The organism is Paenibacillus sp. SORGH_AS_0306 (genome assembly GCF_030819345.1).
In the GTDB taxonomy this organism is placed as follows: domain Bacteria; phylum Bacillota; class Bacilli; order Paenibacillales; family Paenibacillaceae; genus Saccharibacillus; species Saccharibacillus kyungheensis.
On record NZ_JAUTBP010000001.1, the window covers coordinates 4,474,041 to 4,500,984 of the forward strand.

The following is a 26,944-nucleotide window of genomic DNA, read 5'->3' on the forward strand; positions in this document are numbered from 1 at the left end:
ACATTCTTGGATTTTCATTTTTGGAATCGTTACATCGCTAGTTGATTAAACTACTTCGTGACTGCCGCTTTAACCACAGATCGCTTTAATAAGTTACCGTTTTTGTCATAAGTAAAGGTGATTTTGTATCCAGGCAACGTAATGGATTGCAATCGACCACTAGTATCATATTGATAACTTTTTGCACTAGCAGCTTCTGTTGCTACAGGCGAAAATACCAACCCGGCAATAACTAATGAACAGATACCCATTTTTGTTATCGTTTTATAGATATTTTTCAATATTCTCCACTCCTTTCTTCTTCATTTTGAAACTCTTTACCATTCGTTAATTGCTTTGTTATTCAAAACGAATAACTCTATTATATGTAAATTGTTTGTCATAGTCTGTCGATATTTGTAATTTAATAAATTATTTTGTTTTTTTTAATAAAATTAGGTATAAAGAATTAGTTCTATAAAAAGGTACCCTACTCAAGCATGTAATAATATGGAATTGATATACATTTTTAATAAGCACAAAGCCACTCTATATTATAGAGTGGCTTTTTTTAAAATTCTTATTACACAAAAATTAACTAATATATTGAAAATAAAATCTGCGCAACAGATTTTTAATCAAGTATAAATAGCTTGGCTCCCATTACGGATGTATTCTGTTTTATAAGCTAACTGATAGCTCCTATCTAACGTTAATTTGAATGTGTTTCTATCTTCTAATAACGAATGATCAATTTCTATATCCACCACTAATAGAATATACTCTTGACAAAACTATCGATCAGCAAAATTCTATGGATTATATTACCTCATCATTACCCAAGTATTTAAAAACCCAGAAGAGCATAAAATACTCATCTGGGTTAACTGAAAAAACTATATTCAATACAATTATTTCTAAATGTTAATTCATATTATTCATTATCTTTCTCAGATTCTTCTTTAATCATTTCAAATAATTCCTCAACAGTCGTCAATCGTACAGAATCCGTATACTCCCACGAAAAATAAGGTTTAAGAGATATAGCAACCTCTTCCCATGTTTCACCTTGATGCTTTAATAAGATCTGATTAATCTTTTCTGTAATGACTTCAAAGTCTAACTTATTTACAATAAAATATTGTGCACCCTCAATAATTGAAGTTCCATCTTTCAATTGTTTGGCCAATGCTTTTGGTGTGATGATACCAAAATCGAAATTGTACTCACCATCAAATTCTTCTACTCCTATACATGCTGTTCCAGATAAATAAAAGTCGTCCCCAATATCTTCTGTTTCTGTAAATTGTAGCTTTCCATGAATATTAGGATTCCCTGTGATAATAAGGTCTTTCAGTATGGGTTGGATCAAATGCTAATTCACTCCTTCAAATTATGATGAAACTGCTGTACCGTTTATTGTAGTTGTATAATCAACGTTTTTTGGGATTTCGTTTAATCTACATTGATCAAGCAAACAATTCATTCTTTAATATTTGGGATAAAAAAATCTTGCAGATTTGCGTCTCCAAGATCAAGATATTTAATCACCTGCAATATGTATAGCTTTGATATTTGCACCACTTAAAGCTTGGATCAAACGATCTAACGACGAATGATGCATGGAGTCAATAAATGTACGTATTTGCCTCAGATCTTCTACAAAGCACGAGATTTCATATAGATTAAGGTAAATATTAGTTTTGTAATAATCTTTAACTTTCTTTAAATAGCTATAACTACTCCAATTGGATGTGCTCGCAAATATAGCATCATGCAAATTATTTGGTATTTCTATTAGTCCTATTCTGACTTTTCCTTCATCAAATAATACAATATCTAGTCCCATAGCTCCTCCTAACAATAGTTTTAACCCTAATCTCTTTGCTCGCAATTGGACTTTGAGAATAAATTCTTTTTAAAACGAAAATCCTTTATCTGCTAATGTAATATTATTTTGAGTTTTAGCTATGAAAATAATAAGTATTAGAGAGAACGTTCTGCTTCTAATAACAGCAGATATAGACAAAAAAGACCTTAAGATAGATTCCCTAAAATTATGAGCTATTTCTTAAATGATTACTAGATCAATTCCTAGCTCTTGAAACTTATTTATAACTTTTTGTGCATTACCTTCTGTACTATGGAAAATAATTTTAAAAGGAATTGGAGATGTTTTCATCGCTCCAAAATCTCTACCCTGTTCCCATTCCACAATAGTATTTTTCATTATATTTAAGAACGTCGCTAGACTCTCCATATTTAACTCTAAAAGAGCCTTTGAATTGCTAATAAATAACACATAAGCCTCAGCATTTAACCATCCAAGATCATTTATACATTCTTCAAAAGCATTCCAATTCTCTCCGAAATACCAAGGAAACTGAAAAACCGCAGAAAACTCATTAAATAAATTCTCAGTTGTAGTACATTTTGTTCCTCTAACCAGTCTAGCTATCCATTGTTCATTAACTCTTCTCAAATCCCATAGTAGGTTTGTAAACTCGGATAAATCACCTTTTTTGATATAAAAATAAGGTTGACCTAAAGTTAGATCTACATTGTTATTAATCATGTATTCGACAAACTCATTTCTAGCCAATTTTCACTTTAGAGAATTTTATTTTTGCTGCTCTCGAATAGATTTCCCAATTTTTAAAGAGTCTATCAATATTTGAATCAGTCGATTATTTCCATTGACCTACGAGTCCATTATTTAAGCCAAGTACACACTTTTATCCATATTTCTTACAATATATTTATAATATGAAATAGAACTTCAATAACAAAGGAGAGTTTAACGATGCAGTTCACAGCAAATGCGACGTTAATTATCGAAATAGAAGATGTGGATGCGATGTGTTGTTATCGGGATCGAGATGGGTATACATTCGAAGATTCATTACGATTTGAAATTCTATTGCAGGATCTCATTTGACGCCAAATTGTATATTAACTATCGACTTTCCAGCAGAGATGTTTCTCGATCCTTATTATGAAGCTGAAAAAATAATGGATGCAGTACAGCATGTGATACAAGAACTCTATACTGCTCCTAGGTCAATCTATTAATCACTTTACAGATAATATAACTTGGCTCGCTCTATCCACTCTTCCTTACTAAAATCTTCAAAATCTCCTGCGGATTCACACTTTTCTAAATAAGCCAGTTCGACTGTAGCTTCTTCTTCATCTATATCTAGTAGATATAACTTGGTCTGCTCCAAGCCAGCTCCGCATAACAATTGCACATCAATCATCACAAATGAGTCCATACTGAGACGTTTGGCTTTCCAGATCAACCTTGTATCTTCCATCTGCCCTAGCGAAAATAACTGCATACATAACAGTCTCATATATTCATGATCTTCCCGCCCAGTATTGGCGCATTCTTCCTGTAGTAATGTGCGAATCGTCTGCAAATGCTCTATCTGTGGTGTTAATCCGTATGTTTCGATAACCTGTTCTAATTGATTCATGTTTAGTCTCCTTTATCTAAATCAAATAGACTACAGATGCCTACTCTCTGCCATGAAGTGTCTCCCATTCTTGCCAGGACATGATTTCCAGATCGGCTCTAGGCTCATCTTCTAACATAGCTAGTAACTCGACCGAATGACCATCTGGATCTGCAAAATAAATCGAGACCGCAGGCATAAATGGAAATACCGATAACTGCTCAGCACTTTCTCCAAAAAAGTTCGTCGTCTCAATACCCAAGCCCTCCAGATAACTACGAGCTTGTGGCATATCTTCTAGCTTAATACGAAAAGCAAAATGTTGTCTTTGCACAAGTGGCGACGGATAATTTTCCCGAATCCCAAGCATCGCTTCTCCCGGCTTACCTACCCAATAGAACTTCGATTTGCGAAAAGGATCATGATGGAGCGGAGTAATATGTAACAATTTCTCGTAAAATGCTGCGGATCTCTGGTAATCACTCACATTAATATGCGTTTCAAAAATTCCTTGTATCATTTAAAAATCTCCTCGCTTTAGATCATAGTTATATAGTTTTATTTTAACGCGAATAGTTTTTTACTGTCTACTAACGAGCACTACTATACCAGCAAATGAACATCTACCTGACGATAAGTAATCACCAAAAAGAGGTGCTACGTTCTTATACATCAGAACATAGTACCTCTTCTCATTTTTTTGCTTTCTTAAGCTTTAATTTTTACTCTTTTTTCATTACTTTGAACTTTTTTATCATTACCAAACCACTCTATTTTAGCCCTTCAACTGCTTAATTCAACAACTCCAGCGCATCATATACCCACCCTGCACTAAGCCAATTTCCAAGATCACTAGAACCACTAATCGGAGTGAGCGAGATTGTATTGGTGCCTTCTACTAGAGCGGAAGCGGGGATCGTCCATGAAAATGTAGTGTTGTTGCCACGATAGGTTCCAATCGTAAAGCTACGTGAATTCGGTTGTGTTGATGCTGCTGGATTACTTAATATTGTGTTGTTCACCGTCACGCTAGGACGACCATTATTATATGCTGCTGTAATTCCGATATTCAGCACATGTGGTAAAGACGCTTGAGCGGCTGTTAGATTAAATGTAATCTTAGTTGGTGAATTTTGCCCTCTAAATTGAATCGCGGGGAACTTATTGGTTGCTCCACCGACGGCATACGTCACAGGGTCCCAACTTGCATTACGACTGTCGGATGGATGACGGACAGCAATAGTCTGTCCATTCAAGAATTCTAGCGGTGTGCCATCCCATGTGCCGATACGCCATAGTGCTGGTTTGCTTGCAGGATCACCTGAAATGGTTCTTGTATTGATCGTTGTTGTGTTACCTGCGGTGACATTGACACTTTCTTTATAGACACCTAACTCGCCTTTGTAGACGGTCATCGTATATGTGCCAGGGATCATATCGCGGCGGACAGCCGCTCCACTCGATGATGCTGTTGTCCAGTATTGAGCATTATCATTGGCAAATCCGATAGTATAGGTCGAACCGCTCACCATGCCAGATAGTCCATTCAATACAACTGTTCCACGACTGGATACCCAACCTGTTAATCCCAGTCCAGACATCCAGCTAAAGTCTGGTACACTTGGCGTTGACCCTGTAGTAAAGATCAGCGCATAAGGCCCATGTAGACCAAGTCGCCAATCTTCTGTCTGCTCATGACCGGAGTTCATATAGTTGTAGACTTCGGTATCTCCACCACTTTGAAATTGAATATCTCGAAAGAAAGGACCTCCTGAACTTTTCTCCCGATTGCCATACGCCATAAATACACCTACCCCATTACCTGTCACACCGCGAATACTCAAATCTTTCGCCTGATCGTTGCCAAAATATTTGGATACGGTCTGACCGTTAGATAATCCAAACACATCCTGACTTTCAATCGCTCCTGTATTGTTGCGGATATTCGAATTGGCAGGAACACCTGTTAATACATTGCCATTTCCTCTGAAAATATAACGCAATTCTCCGATAGAAGGCTCTGCTGTAATATATGTCGCCATATAAATAATATTTTCGCCACTACGTGAGACATAATAGTGTGTTAACGTGCTTGTTTTGGTAATAATCGTCACTGTGGCACCGGATGGAGATGTATTCCATGTGACGTCTGCCCCTGATCCTAGGCCAGAACTGATATGAGAACCTTTGCCTGCGGAGCTACTTAATTCGATTCCATTCATTTTGCTAGATGTAATATCTCCATTGTCTTTGTTTACGGTATAGACTAGCCCTGCGCCTGTATTGACAACAATCGTTGATCCATTGTCTGTTACACTGATAGCCGCGGCATGTCCGGTAGAAGCAGGAAATACACTCGATACACCTACCAATATCACTACAATCCACAGCGTCAACCATTGACGCCATCCCCATTGTCTTGCTTGCGATTCAACTTTGTTCATCATTATCCCTCCATGATTAGAATAGAAGTCTTTTTGATAACGCTTACAAAAAACTGAACGACAGGACATTACTTTCAAAAGGCGATGTTTAGTGATTATTATTTATTAGTATAATAAGGAATAAAAAGTAATTTTCTATATATTATATGAAGTTACCCTCGTTTTGAATGGATTTTCGGAATTGTTATACGGTAACTCTATTTTTTCATCTGCTTTGTATAGTAGAGGTAATTATTGTCTAAATATTATAGATAAACGAGGTATAGTAACGATTTTAGGTCATCATTTAAAATAGTCATTTGGATTCATTACTTAAAACACAAAAAAGCCTTCTTGCTTACAACGAAGGCTTTTCTTTGTGTAGATCCTATGGTGCTTGTATATTTGCTCTTCTATGACTGATGATTGTATGTCTGCTTACTGTACATCTATGATCTGGATAACAGATAAATCACTTCTCATTTAACATCTTTTCCAACTGTTCTAACGCTTGCAGATTACCTGAAGCAGAATAGTCTAACCATGGTTGCTCTGTGATCATATAGATCTGTTTGTTTTTAACAGCTTTGAGACCTAACCAGATTGGATCGGATTGTAGCTTTTCAAATACTTGATCACTGCCTTCGTCTACCGAAGAAACCAGTACAAAGATCGCATCTGCATCCAAATCAGGTAAGATTTCTTTAGAGATATTTTCCCAGTTCTTATCGATGGTGGTGACGTTGGGAGAAGGGGTTAATTTCAAATCTTCAAACAAAATAGGGCCAAGCGGACGATCCATACCATAGATACGGAATCCTTTTGCTGATACACGCATCGCTAACACTTTACCATTGCCAATCTTTTGTTGGAATCGCGTACTGACTTCTTTTGCTTTGGCTTCGTAAGCAGTAATAAATGATTCTGCGTTCTCTGTGCGATCTACGATTTGGGCGATTGTGCGTAAATGATCTTGCCATCTTCCTTCATCTAAATTAATCACATGTGTAGTAGCTATCTGCTCAAATTTATCTAATCCATGCTTATCTGCAAATTCAGCATCTATAAAAATCTCATCCGGTTGTAATCCGATCAATGCTTCCATATCCGGTTCTTTGGTAAATCCTAAATACTGTATCCCTTGATATTGCTCCCCTGTAATCGGTAAATAATCGCTTGTTGTTGTTGCCGCAGGCTTAATACCCAATGCCATCAGATCACCTGTCAAAAAAATAGAAATCGAAGCAATCTTTTTGTTCTCTGTAGCTTCTGTTGTGCTTGTTGTTTCAGTTACTGCTGGTGCTGACCCACAAGCACTCAGTATCCAGATCATACAAATTCCTAGTGTTAACCCTATCCACTTTTTCATACTTGACCCCTTTATGTGTTTATTTCTCTGTGGAACGATTGACATATTGTAATGTATATAGAATTAATCTGCGTAAGAGTCTATATACTCAAACAACCTAATTGATAATAATTATCAATTAGGTTGAATTTTATAGTAGCTTCTATTCGTTGTCAATGGAAATGATTGTTACCATGTCACCCTATACATATGATACTCGTTCTATGTTTTTTCAAAAGAAAATCAGTTTCAGTCCTACGATTAAAATCACTATTCCTATCCCTTGTAACCGGATAGCTCCTTTGGGTTCTTCCAATATTAATAAACCTCCTACAGCTCCGATCACATGCAAGCCAATCGTGGTGATTAAGAATCCAGTAATGTAGACGGCTGGACTGAGCAGTAGAGGAATTTCAAGCCCATGTGCGTAACCATGTGCAAATCCGAAAAGAGCGACTCCACAACTTGCAATCCATACGGACTGTTGGCGATTCCAGACAATCGCTAATCCTAATAAACACACAGAACAAGCAATATACACTTCCAGATGTGACCATAGCCATCCCTCTAATCCAACTAGACCCCCTAGCAACATCATCAAGACAAAGCAAGATGGCACGATATAGATCGCTTTGCCACCAATCTGCGCGCTCCATACTCCAACAGCAAGCATCGCTACCAGATGATCCACCCCTGTTAATGGATGCAGAAAACCACTGCCTCCAAATCCATGTGCATCGGCAATACTTGTATAGAATCCTCCTAAGATCAGTACAAGCACTATAATTCTAATCATGTGACATCATCTCTTTTTGCTTTAGACGATCTTTTACAATTACGATCAAACTTAGAATCGCAGGGATCATCGGAAATAGCGACGTATACATGCCTGAGAAATACTCATATCCTACTCCTTCTTGCACCATTCGTACGATAGGAAATACAAGCAAATGTGTAGGTTCCCCTAGAATCATACCTACAATCATAAACCACAAAATAAAATTGCCAAATGCTTGTCTTTTCCATAGACTATACGCACCCAATATCCAGAAAAATGGACCTATCAAAGTAATCAAATAATCGAAATCTCGATCTGTCCATGTCTGTCCGGTAATCGATGCGATGCCTTGATTAAAATGAGTCAATACTTCTTCTCCAACATGAATATAAAAAAGAGCTTGTAACAATAAATATAGCGGTACTACTGTATACGGATCAGCCGGTAGATACGAAGTTGTTTTGCGCCAGCAGACCAATCCACCCATCATAGAACCGATAATCACACCTACTGGTAATAAGCTACCTGTTTGCGTATAAAAAGTCATCCCATAGATCGCAATACAAGTTACAATCAAAATCGTCCATAGATTTTTTTTACGTCGACTTAGTGGTTGTATCGGTTCATGATGTACAGATTGTTGTTGTGGTCGAATAAGCTTCAGTATCCCTGTACTTCCTAGATAAAATAATAACATTGCTACCCAGACTCCGCCGAAATAATGATGCATATATAACGAATAGTGCCCTAATTCTACAATCAGTTGAATCACTGATTCTACAGCCACATAGGCATATCCCCACCATGCAAAAAATGCACCTACTGTATATCCTTTGCTCAAAAAATAACCACCAAATAACAAAATCACAACAGGTAATCCAACCATCCAGATAAACCAATAGGTATGACTCATTACAAAATCATTAGCAAATCCTGCTGAATAATGTACTGCTATAAAGCTTGCATACATCGATGTATAACGAAGCGTATTCAGTGCTATTAGTAATACAATACAGATGATATAGACAGGTAAAAGTGAATCAATACGAGGAGCTGAGCGATAGGAGTAAGTTAACCACCCTACCAAAGCAAGTCCAGTTACCAGTCCATATTCTACACTTACTCCCCATCCTACATGAATCAATAATAAGACGGACAAAGTAATAGATATCGAAATAACGGTCAGCAAACTTTTAATATTGGAAGTGTCCACCTTTTTATCACCTATCTCCCCTCAAAATGTGATCTAGATTCGAAGTAAATAAACAACATGTTGTTGCTTAAATTGTAGCAATCTGACGCCTATATTCAACAAACAATACCGTTACAATTGTTGCTTAACCTACACTTTATTGTAGAGTGACGATTATCTCTGGAATTACGCACAATACTGATAATAGTGACGATCACCAGCACAAAAAAAGCCACTTCATTCATAGAAGTGACTGTTGTCTGAAAAAGGATTAAGTTGAAGTCTGTTGTAAAGTTTGTAGCGGCCCTTCCACAAAAAGATACGCCATTTGGGTAGCCATAAATTCGGCTGAATAAGGCATTATACCTGTTAACCATTGTGTAAGTAACCCTACATTAGCTGTTGCTACATACGTAATAGCTATATCTTGCATAATCTGTTGTTGAGGATTAGAAGAAAAATGTTGCCCGATCACTTCATAAAGATTAGCTTTGATTAACCCGGTAAGTTGAGATTGAAAAGAAGGTAACCCTTTATCTCCAAGCATCACTTTAAAATAAATCTGGTGACGAGAAATAATCGTAAGTACACGCAAAAATAAAGCTTCTAACGAGTGAATATCTAATTGTACTTTTTTCATATCACTTACTTTCACTTCAGCTTGGAGTGAAGTTAGCATATCAGTCATACTTTTTTCTAATAGATCGTATTTATCCCGGTAATGCTGATAAAAAGTAGCCCGATTAATCCCTGCTTCGCGAGTTAGACTTTGTACAGTTACCGCATCGAATCCTACTTGATCTATTAATTTGATCAATGCTTCTCGTAGCCAACTTTGTGTTCGTACCACACGTAGATCATTGACATTCACCATGTATTCTCACCATCCTTGGTGGTATAAGTCTAGCCATGTAAATAGGAAATAACTGAAGATTAGATATATAAAAGATTCATTACCATCTATTTTATACAATTACACAGCAAAAAACCGCTCTATACAAAGATAGAACGGTTTTTAGAACTAATTAAATATACTGAACAGTTTAATCTCCACTTACTGTAACCGTACCTTGATCACTAAGTAGTGCTATATTATTTTGAATAACTTTATCGCCATCTTTTAATCCGCTGGTAATCAACGTCTGAGAACCTACTTCACTGCCTACTTTTACTTCTTTACGAATCGCTTTGTTATTGACAGCTACATAGACATAAGAAGTGTTACCGTCTTTTTGAATCGCTTTGGTAGGTACGATAATGCCTTCTTTGGCATCTTTACCGATAAAGCTTACATCTGCCAGCATCCCCGGTTTGAGCTTATTATCTGCGTTGGAGACAGCTACTTGAACAGGATAACCATTTCCACTACTATCGATAGAGTTAATATTTTTCACTTTACCTGTTGTCAAAATATTGGATGAAGCTACACGTACTTGTACACGATCTCCTGCTTGAATACGATTGATCTGATCTGCCGGTACATAGATCAACATATTCACTGTACTAAGATTTGCAATCACAAGCGAAGGCGCAGAAGGAGCGACCATTTCACCGGTTTCTGCATTTTTGGTAGTAATGATGCCGTTAATCGGTGAAGTAACTACTGCATTTTTGAGATTATCTTGAGCGATATTGACATTCAATCGAGCTTGCGCTACTTTTTGCTCACTAGCGGAGATACCTGCTGTACTTTGAGCCACATCCAGTTGACGCTGAGCATTGCTGTAACCACTATTGGCATTCTCATAACTGCTGGTTGCATTTTCATATGCACTTTGAGCAGTTGATAATCCTTTTTGCGCAGTACCTAGAGCATTTTGAGCAGCGACTAATTGTTCTTCTGCATTGGCTTTGGTATTTAGAGCATTCTGATAAGCAGTCTGTGCGGTAACGACAGCAGCCGTTACCTGTTCTAATTCTGCTTGTGTCGCTAAACCGTTATTGAATAATGATTGCGTACGTGATGCTGTTTTTTGCGCAGTAGTTACATTTTCTTGAGTCTGCTTAATCGTATTTGTCGCTGTTGAGATAGCAGTCTGTGCTTGCTTGAGTGCGGTTTGAGCTTGATTGACACTTGCTTGTGCCTGATTCATTCCGCCTGTCGCTTGATCGATCGCGCTTTTGGACGAAATAACGCCACCTTTTGAACTGACTACACCTGAATTGGCAGAGACCATACCCGACTCACGTGAATCTTTAGCAGTGGTCACTCCTGCTGCCGCGGCTTCTACATTTGATTGAGCAATTTTGAGATTGTTACGAAGATCGTCATCCTCTAATTTGAATAAGACCTGCCCTTTTTTCACTTCTGTTCCAATATCGACAGAGATAGCCGAGACTTTACCTGATATTTTGGGCATAATATTTACTGTCTCTGAAGGGGTGACTGTGCCTGTATAGATTTCACCTTGTCCGATCATTCCTTTTTGCGCCTGACTGACTTTGACAGTGACATTCATCGCTTGATCCGGTTCACCACTAGAACAACCTGCTAACATCATACTACTTACTATTAAGGCGGCGGCTGTAACTTCCCACTTTTTGATTTTCATCGCTTCTTTCCTTTCTATAAAAACGTTCCTGAACATATTTATCTGTTGTCACCTTAGGCTTTGGCTAAAATAACTTCTTCTTTCGGTGCTTTCGGTTTACGCTTGCTGATAAACAACAAAATTAACGGAATCGAGCAAAATAGTGGAATCGACGAGATCACAAATGTATCGGCAATTCCGCGTGAGTATGCATCCAGAGAAATCATACCGGTTAACGAAGATACCCATGAGCTACCGAGTGTAGATTGCAAGGTCTGTGCACCATCTGTCGTAATCGATTCAGCAATATGTTGACCATGTAAAGCAGTTCGACTTTGCATAATAAAGGTCAAAATCGCAATAGCGATAGAACCAGCAATTGTACGAATCAGATTGGATGCCGCAGAAGCATTAGCTACTTTTTCCGGTGCAACAGCATTCATGCCTACAGTAGACAAAGGCATAAGACACATTCCAATCCCAATTCCGCGTAGCACTGTAACCGTTTCGAACCACGTACGAGAAGTCTGAGGAGACAGGCTATACATATGGAATGTCATCAGACTGGTTAATGTCAAGCCGACTAACCCTATAGGCACAATCCCTACTTTATCGAGTAATTTACCGGCAAATGGCATCACAATCGCCATCGCTAATGCTTGCGGAAGTAAGATCAAGCCGGTATCAATCGCCGAGTACGACTGTACACTTTGCAAAAATACAGGAGCCAAAAATGTTCCGCCATACATCCCCATCATGACAAAGCTAGAGGTAATAACACTGATCGTAAATTTATAATTTTTAAATAAAGATACATCGATAACAGCATTGTCTTTACCGGATTCGACAACGATCAAAAAGATCAATGACCAGACCGAGATAAACAGCAAGCCTACAATTTCAAAAGATGTCCATCCTTTAGACGAGCCATTCGATAATGCGTACAATAATGTACCTGCACATGTTCCTGCTAATATAAAGCCCAGCATATCGAATTTAATCGGTTCACTTTTGGGTGGTTCTTTGATCAACAGAATCACCATCAGAATAGCGAATAATGCAATCGGCACACAGGCGATAAATAGAAAGCGCCAGTTAAACCATTCAATCAAATATCCACTTAGTGTAGGCCCGATCGCAGGAGCCGCCATTGCTGAAATCCCCCAAATACCGATCGCCATCCCTACTTGCTCACGTGGAATAATTTTATAAATAATCGTCATACTTAGTGGAATAATAACCCCACCGCCAAGCCCTGCAATAATACGAGCAATAATTAGCGACATATCATTCCAAGCAAAAATACAAAAGGCTGTGCCCAGTGTAAACACTGATAAAGCACCTATCAGAAATTTTTTATAACCGACTTTGCGCTCCATAAATCCAGTAATCGGCACGATAATACCTGAAGCCAGCGTGTACCCTGTAATCACCCATTGAATTCGAGTGGTCGTTGATCCTAGATCTGTTGTTAATTGCGGAATAGCTACATTGATCAGACTGTTATTCAGTACAGCGATAAAAGCACCAAGAACAATAGCGAAGAAAGCAAGCCAGCGTTCTCTGGATGAGGTATCCAAGGAAGGAGCAACAGCGATTTCATTAGAAGCCACAGAGACTCCTCCTTTTACTGTGTATAGATTTTTATTTCAACATTTGTGCCGGGAATCAGTGTCAGTCCATCCGGTACATTCAAAGCAATCTCAATCGGAATCCGTTGGGTGACTTTGTTAAAGTTACCGCTTGTATTGGTAGCAGGAATCGCAGAAAATACCGAATTTGAAGCTTGTCCGATTTTGCGAACTTTTCCTTGAATACTTTCGCCTTCGATAGCATCCAGGGTAATATCTACGCGCGCACCTAGCTTAATACGGTTAATATCTGTTTCCTCGATATTGGCAGAGACATATAGATTTTTCATATCAGCCATAATGGCTATCGCTGCACTGGGTGATCCCATTTCACGTTCTTTGGATTGTACTTTAAGTACAGTGCCGTCAATCGGTGCACGTACTACAGATTTGCTAATATCACTAGCTTCCAGACCGGAGACATCTTGTTCAGCGATCGGTTCATTCTTTTTGAGAATATCGCCTTCTTCTACATCAATATGATCTAAGCGTGCGGTTAGCTGAGGCATGACTTTGTACTGATCTGCACTGATACGTGCATCTTCTGTTTTGACAAAATGACTTCCTTGATACCAATAGTAATAACCGAGCGCTCCACCGCTTACTACCAGTAGCACCAATAAAATGATTAAAACAATCTTTTTCTTCACACATTCCACCTCAGCAGTCTAAAAGTTTTGAATAATTGATAGCTCTCATATTGATCTTTAGCGCCAAAAGACACCGTAGATCAAGACTGTTTTTGCTCTAATAAAGATAGTAATTTTTTAAAAGATTTCAGTTCGACTTTTTGCTTTTCGGATTTGTAATCTTTCATAAAAAGTGCCATTTCTTGTTGCTCTGTTGAAATATATTCCGGCAACGGATGATCGGCATTCGCTTCTAAGTACGCCAGCTCTTTTTCGATGTTCTCAATCACTTCGAGTGTGGAATAAATCAACTTATTCGTATCGACCAAATGCACAAATAACAAAGAAGCAAATAAAGACCGCACATCATCAGCGTTTTTAAAACTTTTATAAATCATATCTTTGAGTGCTTGTTTGCCTTTTTCGGTAATCGCGTAATTGGTTTTTTCAGGACGGTTGTCGTTTTGCACTGTATTTACTTTTTGAACATATCCTTTTTTCTGTAAGGCTTCGAAATTGTAATACAGATTACCGTCTGTTACGCGAACTAGATTTTCACCAGCATTGTTAATACTTTTTTTGATATCGTACGGGTGATAATCCTGTTCATGAAGTCGTCCTAAAATAAAAATTTGTAAAGACAATAGAGTTCATCCTTTCATTGCACGTTCATTTTTTATAAAAGACATATTGATGTCGCTTAATTTTATACAGTAGATGTCTTTCCCCCGAAAATATACTTTGCATAGATTACTCTGTACAGAGTAATGAACAGATTTATTCTATGTAATTTTTTGAAGACTGTCAATACTTTTAGCCATTTAATTAGGTATGTAATGTATTTAAGTATGAATAGGGCAATATATGCACAAAAAAGAGTAGAACCTTTTACGTAGATGTAAAAGGTTCTACTCTTTGCGCTAGCTGTGTATCTATATGATATTAAGCAGATTTGATCGTTGGAGATACTGGATTAGAATCGACTTTGTCTTCGGTTTGCTTAGTAGCGCTATACATCGGCTTTTTCAAAAAGCCAATAATACAAGCAGTCACTACAGATCCGACAGCAATACATAGAATATACAGCAGTGGATTACTTGCCGCAATCGGTATTACGAAGATTCCTCCATGTGGAGCTTGAAGCGAAATGCCCAGTGCCATACACATTCCGCCACCGATCGCTGCCCCGATAATATTCGCTGGAATAATCCGTAAAGGATCATTAGCGGCAAAAGGAATAGCGGCTTCGGTAATAAAAGATGCGCCCATCACATAAGCGGCTTTGCCTGCATTACGTTCTTCGATCGAGAATTTATTTTTAAATAATGTGGTCGCTAGTGCGATCCCTAGCGGTGGAACCATTCCGCCTACCATCAGAGCTGCTGACGGTTCAAAAATCTGATTGGCAAACATCGCCAATCCAAAAGCAGACGCTGTTTTGTTAATCGGGCCACCCATATCGGATGCCATCATACCTGCAAGTAAAGCACCTAACAATATCGCATTGGTACCTGTTAAGCTATTCAGCCACCCTTGCAACGATACGTTAATCCATGCCATCGGTGTATTGACGACAAAGTACATAATCAGAGCGGTCACAAACGAGCCGACTAATGGCAAAATCAGTACTGGCGATAGACTTTGCAAAGAATCTGGAATGCCTCTCACCAATCGTTTGATTGCTAAAATACTATAACCTGCGATAAATCCAGCTAACATCCCGCCGAGAAATCCTGATCCGCCAAGTGTAGCTAACATTCCGCCAATCATACCAGGCGCTAGACCCGGACGGTCTGCAATACTGTACGCAATATAACCTGCAAGTACAGGAACCATTAATGCAAAGGCTGCACTACCACCTGCTGTACTAAGAAAAGCAGCAAAGGCATTATAATCAGGGCTATTAGGATCAGCCGCGTGAATGCCGAACATAAATGAGAGCGCAATCAATATTCCGCCAGCGACAACGAATGGAATCATAAAGGAAACACCATTCATAATATGGCTATAGATTTTAGGCTGTTTGAGACGTGTTTTTTCTTTAGCTTCTTTAAGGTTGGATTGACCTTGATTCTGAGCGACCCCTTTACCTGCAATCGCTTCTTCGATCAGATCTTTGGCATGATGAATACCGTTTTTGACTGAAGTCTGGACTACTTTACGGTCGCCAAATACACTCATATCGACTTTGACATCGGCAGCGACTACAATTCCATCGGCTTGCTCAATATCGTCTGCGGTTAACTCATTTTCAACACCTGTGGAGCCATTGGTCTGAACTTTAATCTGTACGCCTAATTCTTGAGCGGCATTTTTTAGTGATTCTGCCGCCATAAAAGTATGTGCAATCCCAGTAGGGCAACCGGTAACACCGACTATTTTTTTGCCTGCATGTTTCTTATGACTATGCAGAGCTGCTGTATCTTGTTCTTCTGCTTGTTCAAATAATCGTACAATCTCTTCCCGATCACGAGCAAGAATCAATTTCGCTCTGAATAATTCATCCATCAAAAAGGTCGAAATTTTGGATAAAGTCTGCAAATGTTCAGAAGAAGAATGTTGATCGACCGCAATCATAAAAAACAGATTACAGGATTCTGTACTGTAATTAATACCACTGAGCGATCGCCCCATAATAATCGCCGGGGCTTTGACACCTGTGGACTTGGCATGAGGAATAGCTATGCCAAATCCTACTTCTGTTGGCACCTGTTCTTCACGCGCCCAGATATCTTTTTTAAATTGCTCCATATCGCTTAAATAACCATTATCATTTAACTTTTGCGCCAATTCATCGATCAATTCTGCTTTGGTGGTAGCTGTGACATCCAATATGATATTTTCCGGTTGTAACACACTAGAAATCTTCATGATCGATCACTCCTTTTATAGCTCTCCCAATTTGTAAAGTGGCGCTTTGCCTGTAGAGCCGAATAGATCCATTTTTTTCTTCACTAATTCTGTTGCCGCTTGCGTCGCTTCAGGCATTAAGAAATCAGGCTCATACGCATTTGGATTCGCATCCAGTGTTTTTCTTAATTGATTGTAAAAGGCTCGCTTCATATCTGTAGATAAGTTAATTTTGGCAATACCATGCTTCACGGCTTCTCGAATCTCTTCATCTGGATTATCCGATCCACCATGTAAGACTAACGGAATTTTTACTTTTTCATGGATTTGTTTGAGTCGATCAATTTTGATCGAATGGTCTTTCGTTTGCGGATAAATACCATGAGACGTTCCTACTGCCACCGCCAGTGTATCGATACCTGTCTGTTCTACAAAAATCGCGGCTTCATCTGGGTTGGTATACAGAATCTCGTCTGCTCCACCTTCGGAGCTACCTTCATTACTACCGATCGTTCCCAGCTCACCTTCAACCGATACATCGACTAGATGTGCTAATTCTACCGCTTCACGAGTAGCTGCAATGTTTTCTTCAAATGGTAAATGCGAAGCATCCATCATGACAGAGGTATAACCGTTACGAATCGAGCGGGTAATATCTTTGATACTTGCGCCATGATCCAGATGAATAACAAACGGCACTTTCGATTTGGATGCGGCTTCACGTACATAAGCGACAAAACTATCTGTGACCAGATCAATTTCATTAGGATGAATCTGCATAATAGCAGGAGAATTTTGTGCTTCTGCGGCATTGATCACGACTTTGACAAACTCACTATTCGCTACATTAAAAGACCCAACTGCAAATTTATTTTCATACGCCACTTTAAGTAAATCTCTCATATTGATTAACATATCATTTCCTCCTAAGGGTTATTTGGAAGACCAGACTTCCAAAAATTCATCGTAATTTGTAATATTGAGTAGTTTCTCTGTCATATTGGTCTGCTTGAACACATCGTAAATTTCTTCAAAAAATTTGGTATTGTTCACTTTTTGATTTTTGGGTGGGATAAAAAGAAAAATGATCTGTGCCATCTTATCGCCCCACAATATTTTTTGCTTATTGATGGCCACGAGTACACGTAATTTTTTGTTATCTCCACAATCAAATGGATGGGGCATAGCAACCAGATTTCCAATATTGGTACTCGACATTTTTTCCCGTTCCAGAATACTGGTATATAAATGTTGAATGTCTCCTAATTCTGTAAGGGTTTTCAATAAATCGATAGGTTGATCTTCATCCAAGAAAAAGAGATCATTTGGTGATAAATAATATTTCAGCAATCCTCGATTTAACTGGATCGAAATATTTTTCATATCTTCACTGGTAATCATTTCACTAACGACAATAATATTTTGAGCATCCAGATGGTGTTGCTCGGCAATCTCGCTTGTCGTAATAATCGTTTCAATCCCTTCAGGTAGAAGATGAATTTCATGATTGGCGAGCAGACTATCAATTTTGATATTCGGAAAATATAGATTGATTTTGCGTTCTAACAGCTTCCCGACTAACGGATTTTTGCCATAAATAATAGCGATTCGTTTGCGGGTTTCTTGAGAGTTCTCGATAATACCCATGATATGAAGAGTCAAATAACCGATCTCATTTTCAGGGATTTTGATATTTAAGCAAAATTGCAATTCTTTCGCTAACACAACCGCGATATTATAAGCATTGGTATATTCTGATTTTATTTGAGCAATAAAAGGATTTTCGACAGGAAAGTAATATTTTAATGGATATAAAGACTTGGTAATATGAGCCAGTAGTCGATCAAATAGTTCTTCGTTTTTATAACTCACAAATCCATACTGCTCTCCAACATGCTGGATGACTGCTCTGATTTTGGCTTCAATCTCATTGGATTGTTCATGCTCGATGCCTTCATTTTTTTTCGGTAAAATCTGTAGCGCAATCAGCAGATAGCCTAAATACTGATATTCGTATTCATCAAATGGAGTCTTTAATTCCTGAGTCAGACGGTTCAAAATAGAGCGTGCGATACGCAATTCTTCAAAACTTGTATGATCGAGTCGCATATCTTGTTCTGCGATAGGTTGTCCCAATTCAACCCGCTTGAGGCTGATCAGTACATTGACACAGATCGAAAATAATTCCTGCGAACTCAGTAGCAATTGATATCGTGCCACTTCTTCCTCAATACAATTGTAGATAAAAGTAATCGCTGATTCGTTAAACCAATCGCCAAAATAATACTGTAATGCTTCATCTAACGACATGCGTTTGAGACAATCAGCAGTGACCAGCTTTTTGAGCAAAATCCGTTTTTCGACTTCGCTTCCTTTGAGCCGTATCCCTTGAAAAATAATCGCTTCGATCTCAATATTTTGCTTTTCCGCTTGAATCGTCTGTAATAATTTTTGTACGTCTTTACGAATCGTTTGTGTAGAAAAGTAAAGATTTTTGGCTAAATCTTCATAGGTGATAAAGTCTGTCTGGGACAGCAACGCTTTAATAATATGAAAAGCTCGCTCTTCGTAATCATCTTCATTCTGATGGAGATTCGATAAATCTCCGACAAGCTTATATCCTTTGCGAGTGTTACCCGTGATGATCGCTTTATCTAAATAATTCTCGTTGATTTCTTTGATGTCATTGCGTATCGTTCTCGTCGTTACATCAAATAGATTAGCTAATTCGCTCCCACTCACAAAGTCATGCTCCGATTGTTTTAAATGCTCCAATAGCTTAATGTAACGTTTCCGCATTTGTTTTCCTCCTCGCATTTATACTAATGCAAGCGCTTTATTTACACCAAGCCTATAGTGTTTCCTAATAGTTAGGAAGTGATTCGTTGTTTGTTCTATGATACCTACTTTTTAAATATCTAAGGGACTTCACTATTTAAGAATCTCTGATAAAAAAGTAAATAGCAAAAAAGCCTTGAAAAAGTAACGAATAGATATCATCACTTTTCAAGACTCACGTTTATAATTTTAAATTAAAGAAATCTTACATCCTATTTCAGAAAATGTATTCAATCTCTACGATATAGCATTAACATCAAAACTGACTTCTTCTAAGAATTCAATGACTTCTCCATTTGGACTTTGAATAACAGCATTATGCACTACCAATTCTGGATGACCTAATACAAGATGCGCCGGTTTGATATAAGGGGAGGCTCCATACGCCAAAGACTGCTGATATATAGCTTCTACATCATCTACATAAAAAGCAAAGTGTAACATCGCTCCATAGCGAACCTCATCGCGTGATTGTGCACGCTCTCCTTGCGCAGGAATAACTGCGCCTGTATCAAATAACTCGATACAAGTACGCTGATCCGGTGAAATAAGCATACAAGCATGTTCAATATGAAAATCAGGTAAACTCCATTGATGACCTATTCGAAATCCAAGAACTTCTTGATAAAAAAGAAGCGTTTTTTTATAATCTTCTGCTTGAATCGCTACGTGTGCTAATCCATTAATGCCTATTTTAATCGCCCCTTCATGATATGATCATTTTATTATAAAAGAATGCAAACGAGCGATATATGAACAAAAAAAGCACATTAGCCCGTAATACCAACAAAAAGAAGTTAATTTCTGCTATTCACCTTTTATTCAAAAAAAGCAAAGCGATAAGGAGAAATGATACAGTGTCCTATTCGATAGATGAGATAGATCGCCAATTAATGAGAAAGCTTCAACAGCATGCCCGAATAACGATTGTGCAACTGAGCAAAGAACTCCATATGTCTGCTCCTTCGATCAGAGAACGAATACTACGGTTAGAAGAACAAGGAATTATTACAGGATATCATGCAGCATTTGATGATAAACAATTAAATCTTCATTTGACAACTTTTATAATGATCAAAACAGAACGCTGTCAAGAATTTGTAGAGTTTTGTGAACAAGCTTTGGAAGTTACTGATCTGCATCGAATCAGTGGTGAATATAATTATTTGTTAAGAATTCAGACAACTTCGATGGAAGAACTTGTACAATTTCAGGAGAATATCAATCATTTAGGTGTTTCCAAATCGCATGTAAGTATCAAAAGTATATTTGAACATCGCTATCCTAGTTTTTAATGATCTCTTCTAACCTTTGTGTAGGAGATAAGTTAACATTAAGGCTATTTTGTTTGACAATTCCTGTATTGATCTTTTGTACAGAGATTAAGTCTGTTGCAACTGCTTCGACTCCTGACTAGATCGCATAGGTCAGATTTACACAAAGAGCAAACATTTCTATCTTTATTTATAACGAATAGAAGCAAGATAACAAAAAACGTTCCAGCATATAGCCAGAACGTTTTTTTAGTTTATTGTCGTATACTTTTTATGGAGTTTTTACTGTTGCTGTCATAATATCTGCAAATGCCCAATGAGAGGCTGGAACATCTGACCAGTTCGACAATGTTGTATCCGTCACAGGCGCTATCTTCAATACGCGATTGAACAAAGTGACTGCTTCTGCACGACTTAACGTCTGGTTCGGCTTGAATGTTCCATCTGGCATCCCTTGCATATAACCTGCTTGCTGAACTTGAGCAATCGCTGTAGCTGCCCAGTGTCCTTGTGTATCTGAAAAAGTTGCTCCTGTTCCACTAAGCTTCATCCAACGCGCGATAACGGTTGCTATTTCAGCTCTGGTGATGGGACGTTCTGGTGCAAATGTGTTTTTATCGTACCCTTGCATCCATCCTGCACCCGTTACTGCTTGGATCGCTTCCGTACTCCATGTGCCAGCGACTACATCTGTATAGGTTGGTGTCTGAGTAAGTACACTCGAAGACGATGCTAATTGCTCCCCTCCCAGACGGAAAAGAATAGAAGCTAACTCTGCACGTGTCACTTTCCCCCCAGGTTGGAATGTTCCATTAGGATATCCTTGCATATACGATGTTGTTGCCCCACTACTTTCTGTCCCTTTAACAGTTGGTACAGAAGGATCAAGATGAACAATCGTAAATGTACTGAATTTGCTGACGTTAAATTGTAACCCGGATGGTGTATTTCCTTCGGATACTACCGTAGGTTGTACCAGCTCTTTGGTTCCATCGCTATGCTCAATATAGATCATTAGACTGTTCACAAATGTCTGACGTTCTGTTGCTGAATCGGGTAAAGATTGATCTGGTAAAGGAAGTACTAGATTCACAGGCTGTCCTTGTAAATTTGTATCGATCTCTACAGGGGTACCGATTACTTCTACAGTTCCACTGCCAATCTTAGCTTGCACCAGACGATCTTGTTGCACACGCTCAGTAACAGCTTGTTGATCGTTTACTTTTTGCAAAGGATGTACTGTAAATTGACGATCTTCGCTCACTGTAGACAATGTAGATACAGGTAAGCTTAATCGTGCATGATTCGTATACACTTCTAGATTTATCCCGTTAGTTGCTAGAAGTTGAGCTGTTGCTTGAGGTAAGCCAAATTGTAATTGACTCACTTCATTGTTAGCATCCGGCATCACCAGACGTATAGTGGATTTACCTGTTGCTTTTACTTTTTGCAACGCTTCTTGTGCTTGGGAAGCTTCATAATTGACAATGTCTTTTTTGGAACCGTCTGCAAGTGTTGTGCGCTTGATCGTAATATTCGCTAATGACGTACTATTTTGCCCGCCATCTACATAAGCTGTGATATTCTCAGTCGCTACCGATGAACCACCACCGCCTTTACTGGAAGAATTACCAGTGTTCGGGGTAGGCTCGGGAGATGGCGTTGGTTCTGGATTAGGGATAGGAGTAGGTGTTGGCGTTGAACCATCATCCGGTGTTGTAGCTTCTAAGTCGCGTGCAAAGGTTAGATAGAAATCATCCAGTGATCCCCATGCTCCACCACCTGCTTGAATCGTCGCGCCTACCGTTAACATCCCATCGGTCACTTTGATCTCTTTCACTTCTGGCTGATTCCATTGTACCCAGCCTTTAACACCTGTCTCTACTTGTACTTCTTGTCCAGTTGTTGATGCGAATAATGCCATGTTTGCATTTGAAGCATCGCCACCTTGAATCGCCATTGAAAGATTATAATAACCTGGCTTCAATCCTTGTACAGTCTGCTTCACTTGAAAATTCACACCATCTGCTGAATAGAAATGAAGCGAGTATTGACCGGATTTGGCATCTGAAGCTTTGTTCTGGAAATCAGTATGCGGTGTGCTTCCATCACCATACGTAATCTTCCACATACTGCGATCGCTTTGTTCGAATCCGCCATTTAGCAGTAGATTAGGACGGCGAATATCCAGTACCGCTTTTGCAATATGTCCACCTGTCGTCGTGCCTTGTATCGTATACTGACCTGCACCTTTACTGACTGCTTCTTGTAACGCTTGCTGATCCCAGCTTACCGATAACGTACCTGTACTACCATCGTTATAAGTGGCTGTGACTACCGTAGGTAATGTGATAGGATCACCTGCATTAGCCGTGATATTCACGGTTTGCACTTCATCGACTTTGAGCGCTGCGACAGCTCCTGTATTTACATATTTGAATACACTAAGCGAAGGTAATGGATGCCCTGCAAAATCAAACAACGCCTGATTATCGACAGCACTACCGCCATACCATTTACCTGCATCATCAGGATCGTATTCTGCGGCATAACTAGACGCCCACCCTGATCCATATTGTTCCCAAAGTTTTTTATTTTGCTCTAGATTTTCTTTCGGTCCTACCGGTAACCATGCAGGCTCCCAGTAAAATACACCGATCCCTGCATCTCCAACTTGTGATACCGCTTGGATTACGTTACGCACCGATGTTGCTTGCCCTTGAACACTGATCGGGTAATCTAATGTCTGTCCAGAACTGCGAGGTGCTGTGTTTTCATGTCCATCGCCATCTTCAGCAGTATACGCATAAGACGTTTCAGCCACCATTACTTTTTTGCCATACGTATCAGCGACTTGCTTCAATACAGAAGTGAGATTGCTAAGTGTGCCATGCCAGAACGGATAATATGAACTAGCAAATACATCATAGTCTACCCCTTGTTCAGAAAGTGCTTTGGCATAAGACAGATAACGACCCGGTGTCTCTGGATTCGTAAAATGCAAAGCGATCAGAATATGAGGATCAACTGCACGTATCGCCTGACTGCCTTGGTTGAACAATTTGCTAATATTGACCCAGTTATTTTCGCCGATAAATGATTGGTTGGTTTCATTACCGACCTGTACCATGCCTACATCAACCCCTGCGTCAATAATCTGTTGCAGGCTAGTTTTGGTATACGTATAGACAGCTTGCTCTTTATCAGCGAGCGATAGATTTTCCCATGCTTTTGGAATATGTTGCTTGCCCGGATCTGCCCAGAAATCAGAATAATGGAAATCGACTAACAATTTCATTCCATTGGCTGTTGCTCGTTTTCCTATTTGGATCGCTTTGGTAAGATCATTATCTCCACCGCCATATCCTTTGCCATCTGCCGTATACGGATCATTCCAGATGCGCACACGAATATAATTCACACCGGATTGTTTTAACGTGGTAAATATATCTTGCTCTATTCCTTGCTCATTATAAAAACGCACTCCACTTTGTTCTAGCGAAATAATACTCGATACATCGACACCTTTGATAAAATCAGACTTCAATCCCTGTACTTTTTGCACAAAAATATCTGCTGTTACAGGGGTAGAAGTATCGGTACTTGTCTGCTTCAACTTCACTGCATCAAGGTATCCCCATGCTCCTGCTCCACCTGTGATTCTAGCTCCGACCTTGAGATTGGATGTCGGCTCGGTTAGTACAAATTTCAATGTTACTGTACCCCACTGATTGTAGCCTGTCGTGGCGACTTCTTTACTTTGCTCATTGCCTGCGAACAATTGAACATGACCGGCTTCTGCTCCCATACCGCCCATCGACTGTACAGACAATTCGTAACTTCCAGCCGGCAAAGTAGGTACGTTTTGACTGACAGTGACTTGCTGATCGGTTGTCGATTGATCACTTATCCAATATTTGAACGCATACGTATCTTCTGCTGGTGTAATAAAAGAATCATTTGCATACGCATAGTGCTGAATATCGACTAATTTCCAATCTGAAGCATCCACTTGCCAGGATTGATCACTCCAAAAGTCGTTCTCAAATCCTCCATTTTGGATCAATGCGTTGTTAGTAGTGTCTGCTGCTAGAGCAGGTGTAATGTGAATCGGTAATAGTCCGATTATCATAACGATCATTACCAACAATGAAGCTATCTTTTTCTCTCTTTTCAATTGCTTATCCCCTTCCGTTATTCCTATGTGTACATCTTCACATAAGCACTCAATTTCATTGTAAAGCGCTTACATATAGCTGTGATCACTATAGCATCCTCTTTTCACTAGCGACATGGGACGATTGCAACATTTTGTGTTTTTAGACAAGCATTTTAGTAATCCATATCATTCCTACGATTTTGATTGGTTATTTATGTCATTTTGAGCAAAAAAAGAACCTTTAATCTGTAATAGATCAAAGGTTCTGCTGTATTTGATATCCTTTTTATCCTACCTATTCGCATAGTAAGCCTAGCTGTGAAGCTATACTTTTTTGAATACTTTAGTATCCATATCTAGCTCGGTTGCTGGATAATCGCTTAGACCTAACGTTTCGGAAGTTGACGCATGAATAGTCTGGAACAGGTCTGGATGTTCCGCTAATCTTTTACCATAAGAAGGAATCATATCTCTTAGCTTCGGCTCCCACTCTGGCATCCGTTGCGGGAAGCACTTCTGGAACAGATCGAGCATTACATGTACTGCTGTCGAAGCACCCGGAGAAGCCCCTAGCAAAGCAGCAATCGATCCGTCCGCCGCACTAACGACTTCTGTCCCGAATTGAAGTGTGCCTTTGCCATCCTCGGTGTCTTTGATAACCTGTACACGTTGACCTGCAACAACGATTTCCCAATCTTCGCTTTTCGCGTTAGGAACGAACTCACGTACTTCTTCCATCCGTTTATCGTTTGACAGCATCACTTGTTGAATCAAATATTTGGTTAATGCCATCTCTTTTGCACCTGCGGCTAACATCGTAAACAAGTTGTTCGGTTTGACCGAATTGATCAGATCCATATTTGAACCCGTTTTCAAAAATTTTGGTGAAAAGCCTGCAAACGGCCCGAACAATAACGCTTTTTTGTTGCCAATATATCGGGTATCCAAATGCGGTACAGACATTGGCGGAGCTCCCAATTTTGCTTTACCATACACTTTCGCATGATGTTGCTCGATCACTTCAGGATTTTTACACGACATAAAGACGCCACTCACCGGAAAGCCACCGATATGCTTGGACTCGGGAATACCTGTTTTTTGTAGCAACGGTAGACTACCGCCGCCACCGCCAATAAAGACAAATTTGGCAATATGATGTTCGGTTGTACCTGTGCTAATGTTGTGGACTTTGACTTCCCATCCACCTTCAGAAGCACGTTTGATATCTTTAATAATATGGTTATAGTGTATTTCTACATTTTTAGTTTTGAGATCTTCGAATAATATACGGGTTAATGCTCCAAAGTTCACATCAGTTCCGTAATCGATTTTGGTCGCTGCTATCGGTTCATTCGATGTACGACCTTCCATCATCAAAGGAATCCATTGTTTTAACTTGTTTGGATCTTCTGAATATTGCATTCCTTGAAATAACGGATTTGCCGAAAGCGCTTTAAATCTTTTATTGAGAAAAGTAACATTACTTTGTCCTAATACAAAACTCATATGTGGAATTGGCTTGATAAAGTCTTGTGGTTGACGGATAATATTGCGCTTCACTAGATGAGACCAGAACTGCTTCGACAATTGAAATTGCTCGTTGATATTCACCGCTTTGCTAATATCGATCGATCCATCTGGCTTCTCAGACGTATAGTTCAGTTCACACAGTGCAGCGTGACCGGTTCCTGCATTATTCCATTCGTTAGAGCTTTCTTCTCCTGCACTGGCTAGCTTCTCAAACACTTTAATTTCCCACTCCGGTGCTAACTCTTTAAGCAATGACCCCAAAGTCGCACTCATGACTCCGGCACCAATTAAGATAATGTCTGTTTTTTTCGGTATGCTGTTCAT

The 26,944-nt window shown here is 39.1% G+C and carries 23 protein-coding genes; 2 read left to right on the top strand and 21 right to left on the bottom strand.

The genetic code is table 11. The features are described 5' to 3' along the window. Nucleotides 1-50: 50 nt before the first annotated feature. The 4 genes from QE450_RS19795 to QE450_RS19810 form a co-directional block, all read right to left on the bottom strand. Nucleotides 51-281, bottom strand: coding sequence for an RHS repeat domain-containing protein (locus tag QE450_RS19795; RefSeq protein ID WP_307301571.1), 231 nt, complete (start codon nucleotides 279-281; stop codon nucleotides 51-53). 632 nt (nucleotides 282-913) lie between these two features. Then, a complete protein-coding gene (locus QE450_RS19800; RefSeq protein ID WP_307301573.1) occupies nucleotides 914-1,351 on the bottom strand; it encodes an Imm8 family immunity protein in 438 nt (145 codons plus the stop codon). A gap of 171 nt (nucleotides 1,352-1,522) precedes the next feature. Beyond that, entirely contained in the window at nucleotides 1,523-1,828 is a 306-nt protein-coding gene (locus tag QE450_RS19805; protein WP_307301575.1) for a hypothetical protein, read from the bottom strand. A gap of 222 nt (nucleotides 1,829-2,050) precedes the next feature. Next, on the bottom strand, nucleotides 2,051-2,554 hold the full coding sequence (locus QE450_RS19810; RefSeq protein ID WP_307301577.1) for a barstar family protein: 504 nt from the start codon (nucleotides 2,552-2,554) through the stop codon (nucleotides 2,051-2,053). Nucleotides 2,555-2,782: 228 nt separating this feature from the next. On the opposite strand from QE450_RS19810, the gene QE450_RS19815 reads away from it, so the two are divergent. Then, nucleotides 2,783-2,917, top strand: coding sequence for a hypothetical protein (locus tag QE450_RS19815; RefSeq protein WP_307301579.1), 135 nt, complete (start codon nucleotides 2,783-2,785; stop codon nucleotides 2,915-2,917). Between the two features lie 139 nt (nucleotides 2,918-3,056). Here QE450_RS19815 and QE450_RS19820 read toward each other — a convergent pair whose 3' ends face one another. The 15 genes from QE450_RS19820 to QE450_RS19890 all read right to left on the bottom strand — a co-directional run bounded on the left by QE450_RS19820 (nucleotide 3,057) and on the right by QE450_RS19890 (nucleotide 20,356). Next, on the bottom strand, nucleotides 3,057-3,458 hold the full coding sequence (locus QE450_RS19820; RefSeq protein WP_307301581.1) for a hypothetical protein: 402 nt from the start codon (nucleotides 3,456-3,458) through the stop codon (nucleotides 3,057-3,059). 40 nt (nucleotides 3,459-3,498) lie between these two features. After that, entirely contained in the window at nucleotides 3,499-3,957 is a 459-nt protein-coding gene (locus tag QE450_RS19825) for a VOC family protein (protein ID WP_273614230.1), read from the bottom strand. A 271-nt stretch (nucleotides 3,958-4,228) separates the two neighbouring features. Then, nucleotides 4,229-5,881, bottom strand: a complete 1,653-nt coding sequence (locus QE450_RS19830) for a rhamnogalacturonan lyase B N-terminal domain-containing protein (RefSeq protein WP_307301584.1) — start codon at nucleotides 5,879-5,881, stop codon at nucleotides 4,229-4,231. Between the two features lie 451 nt (nucleotides 5,882-6,332). Next, a complete protein-coding gene (locus QE450_RS19835; protein WP_307301586.1) occupies nucleotides 6,333-7,229 on the bottom strand; it encodes an ABC transporter substrate-binding protein in 897 nt (298 codons plus the stop codon). A 211-nt stretch (nucleotides 7,230-7,440) separates the two neighbouring features. Then, a complete protein-coding gene (locus QE450_RS19840) occupies nucleotides 7,441-8,004 on the bottom strand; it encodes a HupE/UreJ family protein (RefSeq protein WP_307301588.1) in 564 nt (187 codons plus the stop codon). Continuing rightward, a complete protein-coding gene (locus QE450_RS19845; RefSeq protein ID WP_307301589.1) occupies nucleotides 7,997-9,199 on the bottom strand; it encodes a hypothetical protein in 1,203 nt (400 codons plus the stop codon). Before QE450_RS19845 ends, QE450_RS19840 begins: the two co-directional genes overlap by 8 nt. 250 nt (nucleotides 9,200-9,449) lie before the next feature. Then, entirely contained in the window at nucleotides 9,450-10,052 is a 603-nt protein-coding gene (locus QE450_RS19850; RefSeq protein WP_307301591.1) for a TetR/AcrR family transcriptional regulator, read from the bottom strand. A gap of 169 nt (nucleotides 10,053-10,221) precedes the next feature. Further along, on the bottom strand, nucleotides 10,222-11,730 hold the full coding sequence (locus tag QE450_RS19855) for an efflux RND transporter periplasmic adaptor subunit (RefSeq protein WP_307301594.1): 1,509 nt from the start codon (nucleotides 11,728-11,730) through the stop codon (nucleotides 10,222-10,224). Between the two features lie 53 nt (nucleotides 11,731-11,783). After that, a complete protein-coding gene (locus QE450_RS19860) occupies nucleotides 11,784-13,322 on the bottom strand; it encodes a DHA2 family efflux MFS transporter permease subunit (RefSeq protein ID WP_307301596.1) in 1,539 nt (512 codons plus the stop codon). A gap of 14 nt (nucleotides 13,323-13,336) precedes the next feature. Further along, a complete protein-coding gene (locus QE450_RS19865) occupies nucleotides 13,337-13,990 on the bottom strand; it encodes an HlyD family secretion protein (RefSeq protein WP_307301598.1) in 654 nt (217 codons plus the stop codon). An 80-nt stretch (nucleotides 13,991-14,070) separates the two neighbouring features. Continuing rightward, nucleotides 14,071-14,613 (bottom strand): PadR family transcriptional regulator, encoded by a 543-nt coding sequence (locus tag QE450_RS19870; protein WP_307301600.1) that lies wholly within the window; start codon nucleotides 14,611-14,613, stop codon nucleotides 14,071-14,073. A 298-nt stretch (nucleotides 14,614-14,911) separates the two neighbouring features. Continuing rightward, nucleotides 14,912-16,840: a PTS fructose transporter subunit IIABC gene (locus tag QE450_RS19875; protein WP_307301602.1), complete on the bottom strand. Its 1,929-nt coding sequence runs from the start codon at nucleotides 16,838-16,840 to the stop codon at nucleotides 14,912-14,914. A gap of 15 nt (nucleotides 16,841-16,855) precedes the next feature. Next, complete coding sequence (locus QE450_RS19880) at nucleotides 16,856-17,734, bottom strand: ketose-bisphosphate aldolase (protein WP_273614244.1); 879 nt, start codon at nucleotides 17,732-17,734, stop codon at nucleotides 16,856-16,858. Nucleotides 17,735-17,752: 18 nt separating this feature from the next. After that, nucleotides 17,753-19,618 (bottom strand): BglG family transcription antiterminator, encoded by a 1,866-nt coding sequence (locus tag QE450_RS19885; RefSeq protein ID WP_273614245.1) that lies wholly within the window; start codon nucleotides 19,616-19,618, stop codon nucleotides 17,753-17,755. 276 nt (nucleotides 19,619-19,894) lie between these two features. Beyond that, entirely contained in the window at nucleotides 19,895-20,356 is a 462-nt protein-coding gene (locus QE450_RS19890) for a VOC family protein (RefSeq protein WP_307302777.1), read from the bottom strand. Between the two features lie 158 nt (nucleotides 20,357-20,514). On the opposite strand from QE450_RS19890, the gene QE450_RS19895 reads away from it, so the two are divergent. After that, nucleotides 20,515-20,952: an Lrp/AsnC family transcriptional regulator gene (locus tag QE450_RS19895; RefSeq protein WP_307301606.1), complete on the top strand. Its 438-nt coding sequence runs from the start codon at nucleotides 20,515-20,517 to the stop codon at nucleotides 20,950-20,952. A gap of 250 nt (nucleotides 20,953-21,202) precedes the next feature. Here the strand turns inward: QE450_RS19895 and QE450_RS19900 are convergent, their stop codons facing one another. Beyond that, complete coding sequence (locus QE450_RS19900; RefSeq protein ID WP_307302779.1) at nucleotides 21,203-25,072, bottom strand: glycosyl hydrolase 53 family protein; 3,870 nt, start codon at nucleotides 25,070-25,072, stop codon at nucleotides 21,203-21,205. 342 nt (nucleotides 25,073-25,414) lie between these two features. Continuing rightward, complete coding sequence (locus QE450_RS19905) at nucleotides 25,415-26,944, bottom strand: malate:quinone oxidoreductase (RefSeq protein ID WP_301262538.1); 1,530 nt, start codon at nucleotides 26,942-26,944, stop codon at nucleotides 25,415-25,417.

Excerpts from the sequence above, each read along its gene's own strand:
- QE450_RS19905 (WP_301262538.1), bottom strand. The coding sequence starts at position 26,944 with ATGAACAGCATACCGAAAAAAACAGACATTATCTTAATTGGTGCCGGA.
- QE450_RS19830 (WP_307301584.1), bottom strand. The coding sequence starts at position 5,881 with ATGAACAAAGTTGAATCGCAAGCAAGACAATGGGGATGGCGTCAATGG.
- QE450_RS19820 (WP_307301581.1), bottom strand. The coding sequence starts at position 3,458 with ATGAATCAATTAGAACAGGTTATCGAAACATACGGATTAACACCACAG.
- QE450_RS19880 (WP_273614244.1), bottom strand. The coding sequence starts at position 17,734 with ATGTTAATCAATATGAGAGATTTACTTAAAGTGGCGTATGAAAATAAA.
- QE450_RS19855 (WP_307301594.1), bottom strand. The coding sequence starts at position 11,730 with ATGAAAATCAAAAAGTGGGAAGTTACAGCCGCCGCCTTAATAGTAAGT.
- QE450_RS19850 (WP_307301591.1), bottom strand. The coding sequence starts at position 10,052 with ATGGTGAATGTCAATGATCTACGTGTGGTACGAACACAAAGTTGGCTA.
- QE450_RS19875 (WP_307301602.1), bottom strand. The coding sequence starts at position 16,840 with ATGAAGATTTCTAGTGTGTTACAACCGGAAAATATCATATTGGATGTC.
- QE450_RS19900 (WP_307302779.1), bottom strand. The coding sequence starts at position 25,072 with ATGATCGTTATGATAATCGGACTATTACCGATTCACATTACACCTGCT.
- QE450_RS19840 (WP_307301588.1), bottom strand. The coding sequence starts at position 8,004 with ATGATTAGAATTATAGTGCTTGTACTGATCTTAGGAGGATTCTATACA.
- QE450_RS19810 (WP_307301577.1), bottom strand. The coding sequence starts at position 2,554 with ATGATTAATAACAATGTAGATCTAACTTTAGGTCAACCTTATTTTTAT.
- QE450_RS19835 (WP_307301586.1), bottom strand. The coding sequence starts at position 7,229 with ATGAAAAAGTGGATAGGGTTAACACTAGGAATTTGTATGATCTGGATA.
- QE450_RS19825 (WP_273614230.1), bottom strand. The coding sequence starts at position 3,957 with ATGATACAAGGAATTTTTGAAACGCATATTAATGTGAGTGATTACCAG.
- QE450_RS19815 (WP_307301579.1), top strand. The coding sequence starts at position 2,783 with ATGCAGTTCACAGCAAATGCGACGTTAATTATCGAAATAGAAGATGTG.
- QE450_RS19805 (WP_307301575.1), bottom strand. The coding sequence starts at position 1,828 with ATGGGACTAGATATTGTATTATTTGATGAAGGAAAAGTCAGAATAGGA.
- QE450_RS19885 (WP_273614245.1), bottom strand. The coding sequence starts at position 19,618 with ATGCGGAAACGTTACATTAAGCTATTGGAGCATTTAAAACAATCGGAG.